Origin of the sequence: Pseudomonas sp. B10(2017) (assembly GCF_002113295.1) — a bacterium.
In the GTDB taxonomy this organism is placed as follows: domain Bacteria; phylum Pseudomonadota; class Gammaproteobacteria; order Pseudomonadales; family Pseudomonadaceae; genus Aquipseudomonas; species Aquipseudomonas pudica.
Genome location: NZ_NEJU01000050.1, coordinates 1 through 1,184, shown reverse-complemented (window position 1 = coordinate 1,184; position 1,184 = coordinate 1). Strand labels below are relative to the sequence as shown.

General features: G+C 54.1%; 1 protein-coding gene. It reads left to right on the top strand.

Translation table 11 applies throughout. The annotated features are described in order from the left end of the window. The first annotated feature begins 210 nt into the window (after window positions 1-210). On the top strand, window positions 211-1,173 hold the full coding sequence (locus tag CAF92_RS26230) for an IS110 family transposase (protein WP_025337484.1): 963 nt from the start codon (window positions 211-213) through the stop codon (window positions 1,171-1,173). Window positions 1,174-1,184 lie beyond the last annotated feature (11 nt).

Sequence of the window (1,184 nt, the reverse complement as noted above, 5' to 3'; positions counted from 1 at the left end):
GCCGCTTGTATGGTGATACTCGAAGGGGTGGTGGGACGAAAAAGCCGAATCTGACTGTTCACAGCAGTACAGACCGTGGGAGAACTCGCCCCACCCCTTCACCAAAGCGCCGATAAAGAATGCATCGTTTGCAAGCGACGATAGAAGCAAGCCAGCGCCTCTTGGTGAAACCCCTCCGAGCCCAAAAACCATACCGTGGGAGTTCAGGCGATGGCAATGCGAGTAGAGAAGTTCATCATTGGCGTCGATGTCGCCAAGGTCGAACTGGTCAGCTATTGCGAGGAAACCGCTCAACAACACTCGTTGAAAAATACAAAGCCTGAGATCCGCAAGTGGCTGGCACTTCAGCCAGCCAATACGGCTATCTGTGTTGAAGCCACCAACGTTTATCACCTGGACCTGGTGGAGATGGCTTACGAAAAGGGTTTTGCAGTCTATGTCGTTGATGGGTACCAACTCAGCAACTACCGAAAAGGGATTGGCGGGCGTGCCAAAACTGATGCATCTGATGCCTGCCTGCTAGCCCGTTTCCTGGATCGTGAGGGCAGCTTGCTTCGTCCTTGGTCACCCCCTCCAGCCGTCTACAGCAAGCTTCAGAGCCTTCTCCGACGCCGAGCAGCGCTGGTGTCAGCGCGCACCAGTCTGACCCAGAGTTGGGGTAACGAAGCGTCCCTCAAGGACGCCTTCAATAGCTTCGCCAAACACTTTGAGTCGCTTGATCTGCTGATTCAAAAGCGTTTGAAGACGCTGGTTAGAGAAGCGGGGCTGAGCGAGCAGGTTGCCCGCTGCCAGGCAGTTGAAGGCATTGGTTTTCTGACTGCCGTCGCTTTAGTCACCGCCTTCATCCGCGGCGACTTCAAGCGCAGCGATTCATTCATCGCTTTTCTAGGCATGGATCTGAAAGTTGCCGAATCAGGCCAGAAATCCGGACGCCGATGCTTAACCAAGCGAGGCTGCTCAGAAGTGCGCCGGCTACTGCACAATGCAGCCATGGCGGCTAGCAAGACAGCTGCGTGGAAAGAGGTGTATGAACATTATCGGAATACAGGTAAGGCAACCACTCAGGCCCTTGTCATCCTGTCCCGAAAGCTGGCCAGAATTGCATTCGCCTTGATGAAGACTCAAGGCGAATACATGAGCAAAGGGGGCAAAAAGCATTGCCCACAACCATAGAATCTCCCACA

What these genes read in the sequence shown, in the direction of transcription:
- CAF92_RS26230 (WP_025337484.1), top strand. Translation starts at nt 211, where the DNA reads ATGGCAATGCGAGTAGAGAAGTTCATCATTGGCGTCGATGTCGCCAAG.